Source organism: Proteus sp. G2674, from assembly GCF_009915195.1.
In the GTDB taxonomy this organism is placed as follows: Bacteria; Pseudomonadota; Gammaproteobacteria; order Enterobacterales; family Enterobacteriaceae; genus Proteus; species Proteus mirabilis.
The window spans coordinates 1-18,475 of record NZ_JAABLS010000039.1 but is presented as its reverse complement, the minus strand read 5'-3'; the positions used below and the strand labels follow the sequence as shown (position 1 = coordinate 18,475).

14 protein-coding genes are annotated in these 18,475 nt (G+C 39.3%); 5 read left to right on the top strand and 9 right to left on the bottom strand.

What is annotated here, in order from left to right; all coding sequences use genetic code 11:
* Nucleotides 1-210 precede the first annotated feature (210 nt).
* Nucleotides 211-1,788 carry a glutamine-hydrolyzing GMP synthase gene (guaA, locus tag GWI58_RS15420; protein ID WP_110229155.1) on the bottom strand — a complete coding sequence of 526 codons (1,578 nt, stop codon included), beginning with the start codon at nucleotides 1,786-1,788 and terminating at the stop codon, nucleotides 211-213.
* 84 nt (nucleotides 1,789-1,872) lie between these two features.
* Nucleotides 1,873-3,339 (bottom strand): IMP dehydrogenase, encoded by a 1,467-nt coding sequence (guaB, locus tag GWI58_RS15415; RefSeq protein ID WP_004243391.1) that lies wholly within the window; start codon nucleotides 3,337-3,339, stop codon nucleotides 1,873-1,875.
* A gap of 169 nt (nucleotides 3,340-3,508) precedes the next feature.
* On the opposite strand from guaB, the gene xseA reads away from it, so the two are divergent.
* Complete coding sequence (xseA, locus tag GWI58_RS15410; RefSeq protein ID WP_161769324.1) at nucleotides 3,509-4,897, top strand: exodeoxyribonuclease VII large subunit; 1,389 nt, start codon at nucleotides 3,509-3,511, stop codon at nucleotides 4,895-4,897.
* A gap of 114 nt (nucleotides 4,898-5,011) precedes the next feature.
* Here the strand turns inward: xseA and GWI58_RS15405 are convergent, their stop codons facing one another.
* The 5 genes from GWI58_RS15405 to maeB all read right to left on the bottom strand — a co-directional run bounded on the left by GWI58_RS15405 (nucleotide 5,012) and on the right by maeB (nucleotide 13,806).
* On the bottom strand, nucleotides 5,012-7,261 hold the full coding sequence (locus GWI58_RS15405; protein WP_161769323.1) for a TonB-dependent receptor domain-containing protein: 2,250 nt from the start codon (nucleotides 7,259-7,261) through the stop codon (nucleotides 5,012-5,014).
* Nucleotides 7,262-7,446: 185 nt separating this feature from the next.
* On the bottom strand, nucleotides 7,447-9,615 hold the full coding sequence (locus tag GWI58_RS15400; RefSeq protein WP_094959477.1) for a S9 family peptidase: 2,169 nt from the start codon (nucleotides 9,613-9,615) through the stop codon (nucleotides 7,447-7,449).
* Between the two features lie 24 nt (nucleotides 9,616-9,639).
* Complete coding sequence (locus GWI58_RS15395) at nucleotides 9,640-10,470, bottom strand: TonB family protein (protein WP_004243396.1); 831 nt, start codon at nucleotides 10,468-10,470, stop codon at nucleotides 9,640-9,642.
* Nucleotides 10,467-11,336 (bottom strand): ChaN family lipoprotein, encoded by an 870-nt coding sequence (locus GWI58_RS15390; RefSeq protein WP_036918485.1) that lies wholly within the window; start codon nucleotides 11,334-11,336, stop codon nucleotides 10,467-10,469. Before GWI58_RS15390 ends, GWI58_RS15395 begins: the two co-directional genes overlap by 4 nt.
* 187 nt (nucleotides 11,337-11,523) lie before the next feature.
* A complete protein-coding gene (gene maeB / locus GWI58_RS15385; RefSeq protein ID WP_004250839.1) occupies nucleotides 11,524-13,806 on the bottom strand; it encodes an NADP-dependent oxaloacetate-decarboxylating malate dehydrogenase in 2,283 nt (760 codons plus the stop codon).
* A gap of 549 nt (nucleotides 13,807-14,355) precedes the next feature.
* Between maeB and GWI58_RS15380 the strand changes: the two genes are divergently transcribed.
* Complete coding sequence (locus GWI58_RS15380; RefSeq protein ID WP_004248273.1) at nucleotides 14,356-14,979, top strand: response regulator; 624 nt, start codon at nucleotides 14,356-14,358, stop codon at nucleotides 14,977-14,979.
* A 69-nt stretch (nucleotides 14,980-15,048) separates the two neighbouring features.
* Here GWI58_RS15380 and GWI58_RS15375 read toward each other — a convergent pair whose 3' ends face one another.
* Entirely contained in the window at nucleotides 15,049-15,609 is a 561-nt protein-coding gene (locus tag GWI58_RS15375; protein ID WP_004248274.1) for a hypothetical protein, read from the bottom strand.
* A 200-nt stretch (nucleotides 15,610-15,809) separates the two neighbouring features.
* Between GWI58_RS15375 and GWI58_RS15370 the strand changes: the two genes are divergently transcribed.
* From GWI58_RS15370 to GWI58_RS15360, 3 genes are read left to right on the top strand one after another with little or no spacing between them, the layout of a single operon-like run.
* Nucleotides 15,810-16,181, top strand: coding sequence for an ArsC family reductase (locus tag GWI58_RS15370; protein ID WP_004248275.1), 372 nt, complete (start codon nucleotides 15,810-15,812; stop codon nucleotides 16,179-16,181).
* A 5-nt stretch (nucleotides 16,182-16,186) separates the two neighbouring features.
* Nucleotides 16,187-17,317 carry a succinyl-diaminopimelate desuccinylase gene (gene dapE, locus GWI58_RS15365; protein ID WP_036918492.1) on the top strand — a complete coding sequence of 377 codons (1,131 nt, stop codon included), beginning with the start codon at nucleotides 16,187-16,189 and terminating at the stop codon, nucleotides 17,315-17,317.
* Nucleotides 17,314-17,982: a M15 family metallopeptidase gene (locus GWI58_RS15360; protein WP_161769322.1), complete on the top strand. Its 669-nt coding sequence runs from the start codon at nucleotides 17,314-17,316 to the stop codon at nucleotides 17,980-17,982. Before dapE ends, GWI58_RS15360 begins: the two co-directional genes overlap by 4 nt.
* A 75-nt stretch (nucleotides 17,983-18,057) precedes the next feature.
* Here the strand turns inward: GWI58_RS15360 and tnpA are convergent, their stop codons facing one another.
* Nucleotides 18,058-18,474, bottom strand: a complete 417-nt coding sequence (gene tnpA, locus GWI58_RS15355; protein WP_161769321.1) for an IS200/IS605 family transposase — start codon at nucleotides 18,472-18,474, stop codon at nucleotides 18,058-18,060.
* Nucleotide 18,475 lies beyond the last annotated feature (1 nt).

Below are 18,475 nucleotides of genomic sequence, written 5' to 3'. Positions count from 1 at the left end.
CTCAATGCTGATACCGTCAAATGACAGCAAATTTATGACGGTATCAGTGTCTTAATTTTATAATTTATATTTTGATACCGTCGCCTATACCGTCATTTTTTTCGGTTCTTGTCAACCATTAGCAACCATAGAAAACAAAAAAGCCACCAGTAACTTACTGATGGCTCTTGGTTTTTTAACCTTTATCAACTATTGCTGATAAACGTTATTTTATTCCCACTCAATCGTTGCTGGTGGTTTTCCGCTGATATCATAAACCACGCGAGAAATACCATTTACTTCATTGATAATGCGATTAGAAACACGGCCTAAGAAATCGTAAGGTAGGTGTGCCCAATGTGCGGTCATAAAGTCTACGGTTTCCACAGCACGTAATGAAACTACCCAGTCGTATTTACGGCCATCGCCCATAACCCCCACTGAACGGACAGGTAGGAATACTGTAAATGCTTGGCTGACTTTATTGTATAAATCGGCTTTATGTAGCTCTTCAATAAAGATAGCGTCAGCACGACGTAGTAAATCACAATACTCTTTCTTGATTTCACCCAATACGCGCACCCCTAAACCTGGTCCTGGGAATGGATGACGGTATAGCATGTCGTAAGGTAAACCTAATTCAAGTCCGATTTTACGCACTTCATCTTTAAATAGTTCTTTTAATGGTTCTACTAAACCTAACTTCATATCTTCAGGTAAGCCACCTACGTTATGGTGTGATTTGATCACATGCGCTTTACCTGTTGCAGATGCGGCTGATTCAATCACATCAGGATAGATTGTGCCTTGTGCTAGCCATTTGACTTGCGGTAATTTAACCGCTTCTTCATCAAAGATTTCAATGAAGGTATGACCGATAATTTTGCGTTTTTTCTCCGGATCGTTTTCACCTTTTAGCGCAGTTAAGAAACGATCTTCGGCTTCAACATGGATAATGTTGAGGTCAAATTTGCCTTTAAACATCGCCATAACTTGTTTGGCTTCGTTAAGGCGTAATAAGCCATTATCAACAAATACACAGGTTAAGCGTTTACCAATGGCACGATTTAATAATAATGCGGTAACAGAAGAGTCTACACCACCCGATAGCGCGAGAATAACGTGATCGTCGCCAATTTGTTGTTTTAAACGAGCAACAGTATCTTCAATAATCGCCGCGGATGTCCATAATGCGTCACAACCACAGATATCTAACACAAAGCGTTTTAAAATGGCTAAACCTTGATGGGTATGGGTAACTTCTGGGTGGAACTGTACACCATAGAAACGCTTCTCTTCATTTGCCATAATCGCAAATGGGCAAGTTTCAGTGCTAGCAATAGTGACAAAATCAGCGGGAATAGCTGTAACTTTATCACCGTGGCTCATCCATACATCTAATAAAGGTTTGCCATCTTCACTTACGGAGTCTTGAATATCACGGAACAGTTCGCAGGTTTCGCGGATCTCAACTTGTGAATAACCAAATTCACGCTCACCTGAGACTTCAACATCACCGCCTAATTGCATAGACATAGTTTGCATGCCATAGCAGATGCCTAATACCGGCACACCCGCATTAAAGACGTATTCCGGAGCGCGTGGGCTATTGTCTTCTGTAGTACTTTCAGGGCCACCAGACAGAATAATACCATTGGGGTTAAATTGACGAATTTGTTCTTCTGTAACATCCCATGCCCAGAGTTCACAATAAACGCCGATTTCGCGAATACGGCGAGCAATAAGTTGTGTATATTGCGAACCGAAATCAAGGATAAGAATGCGATGATTATGGATATTTGCTGTCATTTGTGGTGAATTCCAAAACAAATAAAAAGTCATTAAATTGAAAGGCTTGTTAACATAATCTGTTTTCAAGCCTTTCTCGAATAATTACATACCTAAACGATAGTTAGGCGATTCTTTCGTGATAGTCACATCATGAACATGGCTTTCCTGAATCCCCGCACCACTGATGCGAACAAATTCAGCTTTGGTATTTAATTCTTTGATGGTTGCACAGCCTGTTAAGCCCATACATGAACGTAAGCCACCCATTTGTTGGTGAACGATATTTTTCAGTAAGCCTTTATATGCCACACGACCTTCAATACCTTCTGGTACTAATTTGTCTGCTGCATTATCAGTTTGGAAATAACGATCTGATGAACCTTTAGACATTGCGCCTAAAGAGCCCATACCGCGGTAAGATTTATAAGAGCGACCTTGGAATAGCTCGATTTCACCCGGAGATTCTTCTGTACCTGCAAACATAGAGCCAACCATTACACATGCTGCTCCAGCGGCTAATGCTTTCGCAATATCACCAGAGAAACGAATACCACCATCAGCAATCACCGGAATATTGCGATCTTTCAGTGCTTCAACAGCATCAGCAATCGCAGTGATTTGTGGAACCCCAACACCTGTTACGATACGAGTGGTACAAATAGAGCCAGGGCCAATACCCACTTTAACAGCACTCACACCTGCATCCGCCAGCGCTAAAGCCCCTTCTGCGGTTGCCACATTACCCCCAATAATAGGTAAGTTTGGATATAAAGCGCGAGTTTCACGAATACGCTGTAATACCCCTTCGGAATGACCATGTGAGGAGTCGATAAGAAGAACATCAACACCAGCTGCTACTAATGCGGCGATACGCTCTTCGTTACCTGCACCAGCGCCAACCGCAGCACCTACACGTAAACGACCATGCTCATCTTTACATGCATTAGGCTTGCGTTCTGCTTTTTTGAAATCTTTAACGGTGATCATGCCTTTTAAGTGGAAATGATCATCGACTACTAAGGCTTTTTCTACGCGCTTCTCATGCATTTTTTGCATAACAACATCACGCGCTTCACCTTCTTTAACGGTAACTAAACGCTCTTTTGGCGTCATTACCGCAGTGACAGGTTGATCTAAATCAGTGACAAAGCGAACATCGCGACCAGTAATAATACCCACTAATTCATTGTCTTTAGTCACTACCGGATAGCCAGCAAAACCATTACGCTCTGTCATTGCTTGGACTTCGCGTAAAGAAGTTTCTGGTGTTACCGTGATAGGATCCGTCACAACACCGCTTTCATGTTTTTTAACACGACGAACTTCTTCAGCTTGGCGTTCGATAGGCATGTTTTTGTGGATAAAACCAATTCCACCTTCTTGAGCTAATGCAATAGCTAAAGATGCTTCAGTCACAGTATCCATTGCAGCAGAAAGCATAGGCACATTTAAGCGAATTGTTTCAGTCAGTTGAGTAGATAAATCAGCAGTATTAGGAAGGACAGTCGAGTGTGCAGGAACTAACAAAACATCATCAAATGTAAGTGCTTCTTTTTTAATTCGTAACATAGCAATATCTCACCAAGGCGGCTTTTAAGAAATGGAAAATATTGCCGCGGCATTATACACACCGTAATCGGTTGCTTCTAGCTTTTTTTGAAAATTTTTATTGATCCTCTGGCTAACTTAGGTAGTATCAGTCAATTAAGTCTTTGTTTTAAAATTTGATCTGGCTCACATGACTCTACCGATAAACAATAATATTTTTACTGTTAGCCGTCTAAATAAGACCGTTCGCCAGTTATTAGAAATGGAAATGGGTCGCATTTGGATCAGTGCTGAAATTTCCAATTTTACTCAACCTGCTTCTGGTCATTGGTATTTCACGTTAAAAGATACCCATGCTCAAATTAGAGCGGCGATGTTTCGCGGTCAAAACACAAAAGTCACTTTTCGCCCTCAACATGGTCAGCAAGTATTAGTACGTGCGACTATCACACTGTACGAACCTCGTGGTGATTACCAACTGATTGTCGAAAGCATGCAACCGGCGGGTGATGGATTATTACAGCAACAATTTGAGCTTTTAAAACAAAAACTAAGTGCTGAAGGTTTATTTGACGCTCTTCATAAAAAACCACTACCAACACCTGCTAAACAAATTGGGGTGATCACCTCCTCAACTGGCGCAGCCTTACACGATATTTTAAATATTCTACGTCGTCGTGATCCCTCATTACCTATTATTATTTATCCCACAGCCGTTCAAGGTGCGGAAGCACCAATGCAGATAGTCCATGCCATTGAGCTGGCTAACCGTCGTAAAGAATGTGATGTGCTAATTGTCGGCCGAGGCGGTGGCTCCTTGGAAGATCTCTGGGCATTTAACGATGAACGCGTAGCCCGCGCTATTTTTGCTAGTAATATTCCTATTGTCAGTGCCGTGGGTCATGAAACCGATGTGACTATTGCCGATTTTATTGCCGATCTTAGAGCGCCAACCCCTTCTGCCGCCGCAGAGCTAATTAGTCGCAACAAACTTGAGCTATTACGCCAATTGCAGTCACAGCAACAACGTCTTGAAATGGCGATGGATTATTATCTAGCAAAAAAATTACGCGCACTAACACAACTCCATCATCGCTTACAACAACAGCATCCACACTTACGCCTTGCTCGCCAACAAAATGTATTGGCTGTAACTAAACAGCGTTTAGTGACCAGTTTTCAGCGCCTCCTACAAACAAAACAGAATCAACACACTCAGCTAAAAAAACGCCTTAACTATCAAGAGCCAAGCCCTCAAATACAAACACTACTGCGCCAACAACAACAGTTAATTTATCGTATGAGAGAAAGTATTTCACAACAGCTTGCTCGTCAACGTGAACAATTTGCAATTAGCTGTTCACGTTTAGAAAGTGTGAGTCCTCTCGCAACCCTTTCTCGTGGTTACAGTATTAGTGAAGTTGCTTCAGGTGATGTACTGAAAAATACGAAACAAGTTAAAAAAGGTGATACGCTAAAAACGCGTGTTGAAGATGGCTGGATCACCAGTGAAGTGATAAATACACAAAAAATACCTGCTAAACGTAAACCAGCCCCCAAGAGTAAGTCATCCATTTAAACCATACATGGCAACCATAACAACGGCATCTTAATGATGCCGTTTGTGTTACTTGGTAACGATGGATAGCAGAAAACGCTTTCGCCCTACTTTCACGATATATTATCGTTTATATTAAAAACGAACTTCTCCACCAAACAGGAAACTTCTGCCTCTAGCCGTTTGTTTATTTTGTCCCTGTTCATCCATAATTGGCGCTGAATTACTTCTATCAAGTGCATTTGAATAATTTTTATTCATGAGATTATGTACCGCAAATTTTAATGACACATTTTTATTCATTTGATAGTTAGCGTACGCGTTGATCACGGTAGGGATTTTTTCTTGTTCGACCATGGGAATAGTGCCTGTATCAAAATCAAACCCTTCAGCTGAAGCTTTACGACTTTTACCGGTAATTTGAATGATGGTGCCTAATTCGAGAGATCGGTCATCGAATAACCTCACACCAGCATCAATCGTTGCGTAGTATTTGGGAAGTTCTGATGCAGGACTTTGCCCAAAATCCCCCATCGCAAGAGAAGTGGGTTGTGAGGTACGCTCATTGCTATAAGAAAGTGTGGTATAGAATACATCAGCATCATAGTTTACTTGTAGTTCATAGCCTCTCATCGTGACAGGATCAAGGCTATTTGTGTATAAATAGATATTTCCATCGTATTCCATACCACTGTAGTCATCGTCAGTAAAAGTGCCATCGATTTTACAGCGTTTACCCCCTTTACAAACATTATAAGAATCACTGGAAATATAGTTTTTAACTTTAGTATGATACCAAAGTGCTTTTAAGCGAAAGCTGTCTCCGGCAACAATTAAATCAGGGCGATAACTATTAAAACCTATTTGGAAAGTATCCGCTTTCTCGCTTCTTAAAAAGGGGTTCATCGATGCCCCACCTTCATTAGCAAAGAAAATTTCCTGTGGGTTTGGTGCCCTTGTCGTATAGGCATAACTGATAAATGGTTCAAATTCAGGGATAATTTGTGCAGAAAAGAGTGCTCCCGGCTCCCACGCTTTTTCGTGGCGATTAACATTCATCGCACCTTCAGGGAAACACGCTGCTTTGGGATCACAAGCGGGTTTATATCCTTTAATATGATAATCCGTATAGTTTAAATTTAATGCGAGGGTATAAATATCGTATTCAAATTTCATTTGTGAAAAAAGACTGCTGATGTCGTTTTTTCCTTGCGGAGCAAATACATTGTATTCAATCATATTTTGTGATTGCCATGGATCGCTCGAAGGAGCTGTCACTTCTCGATTATAATCAATCGACATCAGTTTAGTGCCTAATGTTAGTGCCATATCCAGCTCATGATAATTAAATCGACTGGTATTTTTAGCGACAAGTGCATTGGAAATATTTTTCGCATGCCCATTGCGTAATGACATTAAAGAGTCACCGGCAAATTTTTGCGAAGCTTGGCTTCTACTCAATAATATTTCACTATCAAAAAGATCGTTTAGCGGGGTATAACGATATTTAGCATAATAATCTTGGCTCTCTATGGTTCTTCGATTAAATTTATTATTATAAAACCGACCGCTTAATTCTATTTCATGAGAATCATTGGGTTTAAACGATATTTTTGCTAATTCAGAATGTGGCTTTTGGTTAAAGTCTTTAGTGGTTGCAAACTCATGACTATTAAAACCCGCCCCATTTTTATAAGAAGATTCAATATTATGTCCACTTATGGCAAACATAGCGCCAATATAACCATCATGATTAAATATCGGCTGTTTTCCTGCAATCGCAACCATACCGTTATAACCTAATCCATTAGTCCCTCGAGCCGCTTTACTTCTTATTCCCCAACGATGATTAGAAAATAAAACATCATCAATGCCTATTGTTTTAAAATTAGCACTCCCCGCTAATGCATTAATACTATTTTCACCATCTTGTTGACCACGAGAAATATCAATTTGCACAATAAAGTTAGGATCGATCATGCTATTAAACTGGTTGTATGGTTGTCCACCATGCGCATATTGGCTAGGTGACGTGCTATACATCGTTTGTGTCACCCCATCAATCATCATATTGACTCGACCAAAACCACTTAATCCCCGGATATTAACCCCAACCCCCGGCTGACTGGCATCCATTTGGGTGTAAGTTCCCGGTGTAGATCGTAATGCTTGTTCTACCGAGCCAAGATTATTGATTTCACCAATAGCGCTATAAGCCCCCGGCTTAGCTAACGCTTTTTGCTCTGGTGTTTGTTTTTGTGCCGAGGAGACTTTTAAACTACTAAATTGAACTGTTTTTTCCGTTTCAGCCGCAAACACCAGAGAATGAATACCAGAAAATAAAATACAAGAGCCAAGTATGTTCCTTGTTAATTGAGTTTTCATAATAAACCTATTCTTTGTTTTATTTAAATAGGCTCACTTTGCTTTCTATAAGCTAAAAGTTATTTAATTTAATAAATAACGATATTGTTATTATTGTTTTATAAGATAAAAATTAATAGCATTAACCCTGTCTCTCATTAAAGAGAGACAGGTTAATCATTAAAAATTTAAAAGGCTTGGTTTAATTACTTGATATTTTGTGTCTTAAAATAAATATCAGGCTGCTCTAACATTAAAATAAAGGCATATTCTCTCGCAGTATCACGTAGACGATTAAAACGACCGGATTTACCTCCATGTCCTGCACTCATATCTGTTTCAAGCAGAAGTAAATTATTATCTGTTTTTAATTCACGTAATTTAGCCACCCATTTTGCCGGCTCCCAATATTGAACTTGAGAATCATGTAAACCTGTAGTGACCAATAAATGAGGATAGGCTTTAGCCTCAACATTATCGTAAGGGCTATAAGATTTTAAGCGGAAATAAACGTCTTTATCTGCAGGATCACCCCACTCTTCATATTCACCTGTTGTGAGCGGAATAGAAGCATCCAGCATGGTTGTCAAAACATCTACAAATGGTACCTGAGCCACAACACCACGGTAGAGTTCAGGTGCCATATTGATAACGGCTCCCATAAGTAATCCACCAGCACTACCGCCCATCGCGTAGACATGTTTGGGTGCACCATAACCTTGGTTAATAAGGTATTTTGTGGCGTCGATAAAGTCAGTAAAGGAGTTGACTTTATGCTCCATTTTCCCTTGGTTATACCAGCGTTTGCCTAATTCACCACCACCTCTAACATGGACAATGGCATATACAAAACCTCTATCTAATAAACTTAAACGGGCAGAGCTAAACGAGGGGTCGATACTGCTGCCGTAAGAGCCATAACCGTAAATTAAGATTGGATTTTCGCCTTTCTTAAATAAGTCTTTACGATAAACCAGCGATACAGGCACCTCTACACCATCTTGTGCTTTTACCCAAATACGTTCACTTTCATACAAATCATGCTTAAAGCCTTTCACTTCCTGCTGTTTAAGCAATTGTTTTTCTTTGGTTTGCATATTCCATTGATAGGTAGAAGAAGGCGTGGTCATTGAGGTATAACCAAAACGTAACTCTTCGCTATCAGCTTGTGGATTGACACTGAGCCATGCCATATAGACAGGATCATCAAAAATAATATTTGTTGATTGTCCTGTTTTCCAATCAATTTGACGTAATGACACTAAACCTTGTTTGCGCTCTTCAAGCACTAACCAACGATTAAACAGTTCGAAGCTTTCCAAGTCTACTTCTGGCTGAGGAGCAATTACGGTTTGCCAAGGTGCATCGATAGAGGCCGTTTTATAAAGACCATATAGCTCACTTTCATGATTAGAGCGAATATAAAATTCACCTTTAAAATGATCGATATAATATTCTCGACCTTCTTGACGAGGAGAAAAAACCACCATGGGTTTTTCTGGTGCATTTGCATCAATTAAACGATATTCAGAGGTTGTAGAGCTTGCAATAGTGACTAGAATATAATCTTCTGATTTGCTTTTTTCCATCCAGGTATAAAAACGATCATCATTCTCTTCAAAGATTTTCACGTCTTGTTTTCTATCACTACCGTATTGATGGCGATAAATTTGGTATGGCAATAAAGTTTGCGGATCTTTATCTACATAGAACAGTGTTTGGCTATCATTTGCCCATACTAAATTTGCTGAAATATTGGTTAAAACATTCTCTTGCCATGTTTTGTCTGTCAGATCTTTATAAGCAACTGTATAGTTGCGACGTCCTTCTTTATCTTCAGCAATAGCAATACGTTTGTTATCTGGACTAATGGCTAAATCACCTAATTGATAAAACTCATGTCCTTTAGCTCGCTCATTACCATCAACAAGAATTTCCCATTCTCCATCACTTCCTATTGGTTTACGTTGATAAATAGGAAAGTCTTTACCTTCTTGGTAAATGGTTTGGTAAGTATAGCCATTATAGTCATAAGGCACTGAGGCATCATTTTGTGCCATACGCTCAACCATCTCATTATAGAGCGTATTTTCTAGTGTTTTGCCCGCTGCCATTACTGACTCAGTATAAGCATTTTCAGCATTAAGATAGTCAATAACTTGTTTATCTTTGCGTGCATCATCCCTAAGCCAATAATAATTATCAGTACGAGAGTCACCATGTTCTGTCATCACATGGGGGATTTTATTCGCTTTCGGTGGCATCATAATAACGTCCTTCTCTGTTTGAGCCATTGTCGGTGTTGCGGTGATTAAGATTGCCATCATGGCACCTGTTAATCCCTGCGTCACCGTTTTTCTTGTCGCGGATAACATGTTTAATTCCTTGTTATGTTAGGATTATAAAGTCAATGTGGAAAATTCAATTGCCATTTCAATTGTTATTTGACCATTAAAAAGCAGTTCTTCTGGGGGCTTTGGTAATGGCTGAGCACGCTTAATAACACTTTGTGCCTCTTTATCTAGTGAGCGCACACCACTACTATTAATCAATTCACAGGCTATGACATAACCTTGTCCATCAACAATAAAACGCACTTTAGGTGCTCCCGTACGCCCTTTTCTTTTCGCTTCTTCAGGATAAGCTTTATAACGATTTAAATGACCTTTGGCCTTAGCTTGCCATAATGCCAAGGCATCTGCTTCTTTATTTGCATCACTATCATAATTTGCAGAAACATCGTTAGCCTGTTGTTTCGCAACAGAATGGCTTGTTGAGGGCGCGGATAAGCTCGATACATTTTCACTGACAATAGGTGAAGGTTTGGTTGGTGCAATTGAAGGGGCAACCTTAACTGAAGTCTGGTTTTGTAGCACTTTTTTCGGCTTTTCAAGCAAAATATCTGCATTTTCATTAATAATAAGATTGGGTTGTTTCTCCGCAATCTCTTGCTGCTGCTTTTTTTGGCTGGCGACAGCCATTTGCTGATCAACACCGACAATCTGTTTTTCTTTATTCACCGCTTGGACGTTTTCACTTAAGCTAAGCATAACAGCCGGTGCAGGTTGATGGATTATCACCGGGCGTTGTTGCGTGATATAGAAATAACTAATGACTAAAGTAAAATGAAATACTATTGATAAAATAAAGCCTGAATATCGACAAGGCTGTAATTGCGCCATTTGGTTAACGGAAGAAGAGATCAACATATGCGTATTATCAATAATCAAGGATGAGCTGCAGGGGTTATCCACAAATAATCGGCATGTTCAGAGGTAATATCGCTACCTTCTTCTGCCATAATAAGTACCGTGACTGTTTCATTAGGGGCTAAATCCTTAATATGTAAAGGTACACCCATTAATTTAGTGGCATGAAATGAGCCGGCAATCAACAGTGCGGGTATCGGGGCATTTAATAAACTTTTTGCCATTGCACGATCACGCAGTTGTTGGATCACGGTCATTTTTTCAATTTGTGTTTTATCAAGTGCACCACCATGAGAAAGCTCAATAGTTTTACTAATAAGCTGACGAACAGCAGGTTGCGTTGAATATTCACCTTCAATATTAGGTGGATTTTTATATGCATTTGTAATATCACTGCGATCGATATTAGCCGCTAACAATGGATAATCTGCTTGTAGCCCTTCTTTAATCAGATTGCCATACCCTTTCCAAGACCAGCCTTTATTCCAATTGAGTACAGACATTAAACGTTCATCACGTAAATATTGTGAGCTAGAGTAACGTTTTTTCGTATTATCAACTAAATTTTGCTGATCTGGCGTCAACATCTCTAATAAAACCGCACCTTGAGGACGTTTATTGGGAAGTTGTGTCATTAACCAATACTCAATCTCATGGTGATATTGATTGTCATGTTTTTCGCCAACAATCACCCGCGATTGGCTGGCTAATTGAGTTAATAGCGCATTAGCTGTGATTGTCTTTCCTGTACGCGTATCAATAATATTGGCTGATGTAATAATAGCGGGAGTTGTACTAGGTACGGTGTTTTTTTCTACGGTACTACATGCGCAGACAGTAATAAGTGAAACTAATAACAAGAACCATTTAGATATTGAAAAAAACATATTAACCTTACTAGTTATATTTACTTATTTTTAATATAGGCTTAGATTAATATTAATAAGAATAATTATCAATATCATTGTTATAATTATTTGTATTTAACGTTGGCGGATTGATACCGTAAAATAAAAACGCCTTTTATTAAAAAAGGCGCTTTGCTTAAAGTGGTTATTTTAATCAGTTTAGCGATTAGCGTTGAGATTGTGTTTGTGCTTCAACCACAGCTAATGCCACCATATTAACAATGCGACGAACAGATGCAATTGGCGTTAAAATATGGGCAGGCTTAGCAACTCCCATTAACACTGGGCCTACCGTTACCCCATCGGAGCTAGTGACACGTAATAAGTTATAGCTAATGCGCGCCGCTTCCATTGTTGGCATCACTAATAGATTAGCTGAACCTTTTAGTGGGCTGTCTGGCATAATATCGCGACGAATTGACTCAACTAAAGCAGCATCAGCATGCATTTCACCATCAATTTCTAATTCTGGTGCGCGTTGTTTAATAAGCTCTAACGCTTTTCTTAATTTTATGGATGATGGGCTGTCAAAAGAGCCAAAACTTGAGCGGGATACTAATGCTGCTTTTGGCTCAATACCAAAGCGACGAATAGTATCTGCCGCCATTATAGTGATATCAGCAAGTTGCTCAGCGGTAGGATCTTCATTTACATAGGTATCAGTAATAAAGGTGTTACCACTAGGCAGTAATAGTGCATTCATCGCCCCTGCAGTATTAGATCCTTCACGTAAACCAAAAACATTTTTATATATTTCAAAATGTTCCGAATAACTTCCCACGGTTCCACAGATCAAGCCGTCTGCTTCCCCTCTACGTACCATAATTGCGCCAATCAGTGTTGGATTACCAATAACGGCTCGACGAGCTTGTTCTTGCGAAACACCACGACGTTTCATTATTTGATAATATTCTTGCCAATACTCTTTAAAACGCGGATCGTTTTCATTGTTTACAACTTCAAAATCTCTACCCGCTTGAATATGTAAGCCTAATTTCTGAATACGCATTTCAATCACACTAGGGCGACCAATTAGGATCGGCTCAGCAAGTCCTAAAGTGACTAATTCTTGAGTCGCATGCAGAACGCGGTTATCTTCCCCTTCCGCCAATACAATGCGTTTTTTCTCTTTTTTCGCTTGAGCAAAGATAGGTTTCATAAATAAATTCGTTTTATAAACGAATTCATTGAGGTGTTCGATATAAGCGGCGAAATCTTCAATTGGACGGGTTGCCACACCTGAATCCATTGCAGCTTTTGCAACGGCAGGCGCAATTTTAACAATTAAACGTGGATCAAAAGGTTTTGGAATAATGTATTCTGGGCCAAATGACAGTTCTTGATCGCCATATGCGCTAGCAACCTCTTCATTTTGTTCTGCCAGTGCCAATTCAGCAATTGCATGTACACAGGCAAGTTTCATCTCTTCATTGATAGCGGTTGCCCCCACATCCAGCGCACCACGGAAAATGAACGGGAAACAGAGAACATTATTGACCTGATTAGGAAAATCAGAGCGTCCGGTACAAATAATCGCATCTGATCGTACCGCTTTGACTAACGGTGGTAAAATTTCTGGCTCCGGATTTGCTAGCGCAAGGATCAGCGGGTCCCGTGCCATTTTTTTCACCATCTCTTGGGTCAGTACCCCCGGCCCTGAGCACCCTAAGAAAATATCGGCATCGTTGATCACATCATCAAGTGTGCGGCTGCCGTTATCTTTAATCGCATAAGCCGCTTTAGTTTCTGCCATATTGGCTTCACGGCCTTGATAAATAACCCCTTTTGAGTCACAAACAACAATATTTTCACGCTTTAACCCTAAAGCGACAAGAAGGTTCATACACGCGATAGAAGCAGCACCGGCACCTGAAACCACTAAGCGAACTTTATCAATATTTTTACGAACAATACGTAACCCGTTGATAATAGCGGCCGTAGAAATAATTGCCGTACCATGCTGATCATCATGAAAGACAGGGATATTCATTCTCTCACGCAGTTTTTGTTCAATATAGAAGCATTCCGGTGCTTTAATATCTTCTAAATTGATCCCACCAAAAGTCGGTTCTAATGAAGCGATAATATCAACCAACTTATCAGGATCGGTTTCATTCACTTCAATATCAAATACATCAATGCCGGAGAATTTTTTAAATAATACGCCTTTACCTTCCATCACAGGTTTACCTGCTAAGGCGCCAATATTACCGAGTCCTAAAACAGCCGTACCATTAGAGATAACGGCAACCAAGTTACCTTTCGCTGTAAAGCGATACGCAGCTAAAGGATTAGCCGCAATTTCAAGGCAAGGAGCCGCAACACCCGGTGAATAAGCTAATGCTAAGTCACGTTGTGTTATTAGTGGTTTAGTTGGTGTCACTGTGATTTTGCCAGGATTAGGGAATTCATGAAAATCCAATGCACTTTGTTGTAGTTTGTCTTCCATCTTCATATCCTTTGTATCAATAGGGTAAGGGCTTGGTTAGTATAATGGTAATAGCTCGTTAAATCATGATGGTATCGACACTTTTTTCAAATTAGTTCATCTCATTTATTATAAACTGCTCATACCTATTTCTGGGTATATTATTAACCCAGTTTAATTTCATTATGGAAATAAACACGAACAGAAAAAATACAATCTTTGTTTATTATTTATCTATAACTAAATTAACTCTTAAAATAATTAAACTTTTTATATTGTTTTATAAATCAATAACTATTTTTACTTGTAGTTGCATTTTTATATAGTTAAAAATTAACTTAATACATTGTAATAAAAGGATTTATCTATCATTAGAACTTTTATTAGTCGTTTTGGTTATTTTCTTTTTTACCCGTAACAATAATTGGTGTAATATTGCCAACCGTCAATTTTATTTTCTTATTGTTTTAATAAGATATCTGATTCTAATTTTTATTCCTTATTTGGAATTTATTTTTTATTTTCTGCTGTTGAAAAGATTACGCATATTATTTTTTAGGGAGAGGGGTTATGCCTAGCTACTCAATTATGATAGTGGATGATCACCCTATCATGAGATATGGATTACGGCTATTGTTAGAGCAAGACAAGGAATTTATTGTAGTAAGCGAAAGTGGCAATGCTCAAGAAGCAATCACCACAGCAAAACAGTTAAATCCTGATCTTATTATGATGGATTTACACCTTCAAGGACGCTCTGGTATTGATATTATTCGTTCTCTGCGTCGCTGTGGTTTAACATCTTATGTATTGGTTTTATCAATTTCAGATTCTCGCAATGATGTGTATGCTGCATTAGATGCTGGTGCTAACGGTTATTTATTGAAAGAGTGTGAACTTGATATGTTGCTACTCAGTTTACGTAAAGCGGTGGTTGGGCGCCCCGTTTACAGTGAAAAAGTTTGGCAATATATCCAATTAAGACAAAACTATTCTGATCCGCTATCTGCATTAACAAAAAGAGAGCTTGATGTCCTTCAAGAAGTGGCGGTGGGAATGAAAAATAAACAGATTGCCGAAAATCTGTTTATCTCAGAAGAAACCGTCAAAGTACATATTCGTAATATCTTAAAGAAACTACAAGTGACATCACGTTTAGCGGCGAGCCTTATCTTAATTAAGCATCAGCACTAAACGAATTTACCCCGACATTAAGTCGGGGTAATTAAGTTCTTAAGGAAGCCATTCTCTCACTTTAGAAAATCACTCAATAGGGACAGGATAACTTAATACTTTGAAGTGATTATCGGGTAACTTTTCAATTTTTAACTGATAAAGCTCTCGGTTGATACCGTTAATCACTATATCCAGTTCACTAAATGCTGACTGTACATCACTATTTCTAGCCCAAGCAGGAATATCTTTGACACCATAATAAAAATAGATAGTACTTTTATCTGAATCGATAGGTTGTATCTCTTTTATTTGGCTAATAAAAAGGTGTCCATAACAAAAATCTTGATATGGTTGCCAAGCTTTTCGTCCCTTCTCGCTTAGAGAGAACACCCACTCGTCACCATCGACAGTTTGTTCAATTAAACCAGCATCCATTAATGCATTCATTCGCTCTAAAACCCATGGAGCATCATTTTCATTACTGTAAACGGGCCATTTCCCTTCGCCTAAACACAATAAATAATCACTGTTAAAAAATGCCTGTAGGGCTGTTTTATACTCATCAACCTTTTTGCTGTCTTCATCTTCATTAGCCCAGCTAAAAGTAGAGAGTAAAAGCAATATAAGACTCAGTGAAATACTTTTCATATTTTCTTTTACCAACGGAAATCTTTATTTCTATTACTCTACGTTACACAATTCGTTACACTTAGGTGACAGGTTAATATCCAATATATTTTATAATGTAAATAGGATTTTTCACTACAACAAAACCTGCTACTTTGGATCTGTATAACACTTATACGTATTGATACCAATATTACGTATTGTCATATAAGGAAAATATCATGTCTACTACTAACCTGACATACACGATGTACGGCATAAAAAATTGCGATACAATCAAAAAAGCACGTAAATGGCTAGATGATAATCATATTCCTTATGTTTTTCATGATTACCGTAAAGACGGTTTGAAGGAAGCATTATTACTCACCTTTACAGAAAATTTAGATTGGCAGACATTGGTGAACAAAAGAGGAACAACTTGGCGTCAATTATCTGATGAAGAAAAAAATGCTATCACTGATGTGAATGCAGCCATTGCACTTATGCTTGATAAACCTGCCATTATTAAACGCCCAATTTTAGTCTCTTCTGATAATCGTTTTATGGTAGGTTTTAATGCTAATGATTACCTGACTTTTACAGGAGCCTAATTTTTATGTCCTGCCCTGTTATTGAACTTGCACAACAACTTATTTCTCGACCTTCCGTAAGCCCAGATGACCAAGGTTGTCAGCAACTGATCATCGAAAGATTAGCACCTTTGGGCTTTACCATTGAAAAAATGCCTTTTGGTCAGACCGAAAATCTTTGGGCATGTCGTGGTGGTGAGGGAGAAACCCTCGCATTTGCAGGACATACCGATGTTGTGCCTCCTGGCGCTAATGCATTATGGGATAATCCACCTTTTGAGCCGTCTATTCGTGATGGAATGTTATATGGCCGAGGTGCCGCCGATATGAAAGGCTCTCTCGCAGCCATGATTGTCGCGGCTGAACGATTTGTGCATGCTTATCCGCAACATCGTGGACGTCTTGCTTTTTTAATTACCTCCGATGAAGAAGCCGATGCGCATGATGGTACCGTTAAAGTGGTCGAGTCATTAATATCTCGAGGAGAGCGACTTGATTATTGCTTAGTGGGTGAACCATCAAGTCAGCATCAACTCGGCGATATGATAAAAAATGGCCGACGGGGTTCAATAACAGCAAATGTCACTATTTATGGTACGCAGGGCCACGTTGCTTACCCTCACCTTGCACAAAACCCTATTCATATGGCTTCACCTTTTATTCACGAGTTAGTGAATACAGTATGGGATAATGGCAATGAGTATTTTCCCGCCACTACCATGCAAATTGCCAATATTAATAGTGGAACTGGCAGTAATAATGTGATCCCAGGTGAGTTATTTATACAGTTTAACTTTCGTTTTAGCACGGCTATTACAGATGAAGAAATTCGTCAACGTACTGAAGCATTACTACAAAAATATCAGTTGCGTTATCACATTTCTTGGTCTTTATCTGGGCAACCTTTTATCACTGGTGAAGGAAAATTACTGGATGCGGTACGTTATTCAGTAAAACACTACACCAATATAGAGCCAACGCTTTCAACTAGCGGAGGCACCTCCGATGGACGATTTATCGCCCAAATGGGTGCACAAGTTGTTGAATTAGGGCCTATTAATGCCACCATTCATAAAGTAAATGAGTGTGTCAGTGCTGCTGATTTACAACAACTTAGTCGCATCTATCAGCGGATCATGGAGCAGATTATTTTATGATAACCTCTTTAATGTTAACGGGTCGTTCTACGGATCATTTAGTGACTTTATCAGAGCGACATCATTTACAGTTTAATGCGACAAAAGCCTTTTTAGCGTTACAACAACAAGCGGCCAAAGCGGGATTTAAATTAATGCCTGCCAGTTCATTTAGAAGTTTTGAACGTCAGTTAGCGATATGGAATGGCAAATTTGAAGGCACTCGCCCTGTATTAGATGCTGAAAGTCAACCTATTGATATTCAGACATTATCAGAAGGCCAACGCTGCGAGGCGATATTAAAATGGTCTGCATTACCCGGAGCAAGTCGCCATCATTGGGGAACCGAAATTGATTTTTACGATCCTTTCCGTTTACCTAATGGGCAATCATTGCAATTAGAACCTTGGGAGTATGAACAAGGGGGCTATTTTGCACAACTTAATGACTGGCTGACTGAAAATATGTCAGCTTACGATTTTTATCGCCCTTTTACCGATAAAGAGAGTTATATTGCCTATGAGCCTTGGCATATCAGTTATTTGCCTCTCTCTTATGAAGCTTCGCAGGCCTATACTATCGATATCCTTCGCGCTGTTTTAGAAGAAGAGCCGATTTTAGGTAAACAATGGCTATTAGATAACTTAGAAACGGTTTATCAACGCTATATTGTACTACCAGAATAATTAGATTTTATCCAAAGCACCGTAAAACCCCGTCCTTCAGGTCGGGGATAGGGGATATAAGGCGCTGTTTTTTAACTAACTAGGTGTTTCCTGTTGCTCAATGTACTGGTGGATAATGGATATTGGTGCGCCACCACAACTCCCCGCGAAATAACTCGGCGACCAAAGAACCCCCTTGTAGTAATCACGTTGGGCAATATCAGGACGATCACGTCGAAGTAATCGACTCGATACCCCTTTAAGGCTGTTAACCAGATTAGATATCGCCAGTTTTGGCGGGTAATTAATCAGTAAATGAACGTGATCCCGTTCCCCATCCATTTCAACCAGTTCAACATCAAAGTCAGCACAAACACTGGCAAAGTAGCCTCGCAATTTTTCAATTGCATCCTGATCAAATATTTTTCGCCGGTATTTTGTGACAAAGACCAAATGGACGTGTATCAGGAATACACAATGTCTGCCACGGCGAATATTAGTTTCATTTTTCATA

What these genes read in the sequence shown, in the direction of transcription:
- GWI58_RS15405 (WP_161769323.1), bottom strand. Translation starts at nt 7,261, where the DNA reads ATGAAAACTCAATTAACAAGGAACATACTTGGCTCTTGTATTTTATTT.
- GWI58_RS15400 (WP_094959477.1), bottom strand. Translation starts at nt 9,615, where the DNA reads ATGTTATCCGCGACAAGAAAAACGGTGACGCAGGGATTAACAGGTGCC.
- GWI58_RS15370 (WP_004248275.1), top strand. Translation starts at nt 15,810, where the DNA reads ATGTCTACTACTAACCTGACATACACGATGTACGGCATAAAAAATTGC.
- guaB (WP_004243391.1), bottom strand. Translation starts at nt 3,339, where the DNA reads ATGTTACGAATTAAAAAAGAAGCACTTACATTTGATGATGTTTTGTTA.
- tnpA (WP_161769321.1), bottom strand. Translation starts at nt 18,474, where the DNA reads ATGAAAAATGAAACTAATATTCGCCGTGGCAGACATTGTGTATTCCTG.
- guaA (WP_110229155.1), bottom strand. Translation starts at nt 1,788, where the DNA reads ATGACAGCAAATATCCATAATCATCGCATTCTTATCCTTGATTTCGGT.
- dapE (WP_036918492.1), top strand. Translation starts at nt 16,187, where the DNA reads ATGTCCTGCCCTGTTATTGAACTTGCACAACAACTTATTTCTCGACCT.
- GWI58_RS15380 (WP_004248273.1), top strand. Translation starts at nt 14,356, where the DNA reads ATGCCTAGCTACTCAATTATGATAGTGGATGATCACCCTATCATGAGA.
- maeB (WP_004250839.1), bottom strand. Translation starts at nt 13,806, where the DNA reads ATGGAAGACAAACTACAACAAAGTGCATTGGATTTTCATGAATTCCCT.
- GWI58_RS15375 (WP_004248274.1), bottom strand. Translation starts at nt 15,609, where the DNA reads ATGAAAAGTATTTCACTGAGTCTTATATTGCTTTTACTCTCTACTTTT.
- GWI58_RS15360 (WP_161769322.1), top strand. Translation starts at nt 17,314, where the DNA reads ATGATAACCTCTTTAATGTTAACGGGTCGTTCTACGGATCATTTAGTG.
- GWI58_RS15390 (WP_036918485.1), bottom strand. Translation starts at nt 11,336, where the DNA reads ATGTTTTTTTCAATATCTAAATGGTTCTTGTTATTAGTTTCACTTATT.
- xseA (WP_161769324.1), top strand. Translation starts at nt 3,509, where the DNA reads ATGACTCTACCGATAAACAATAATATTTTTACTGTTAGCCGTCTAAAT.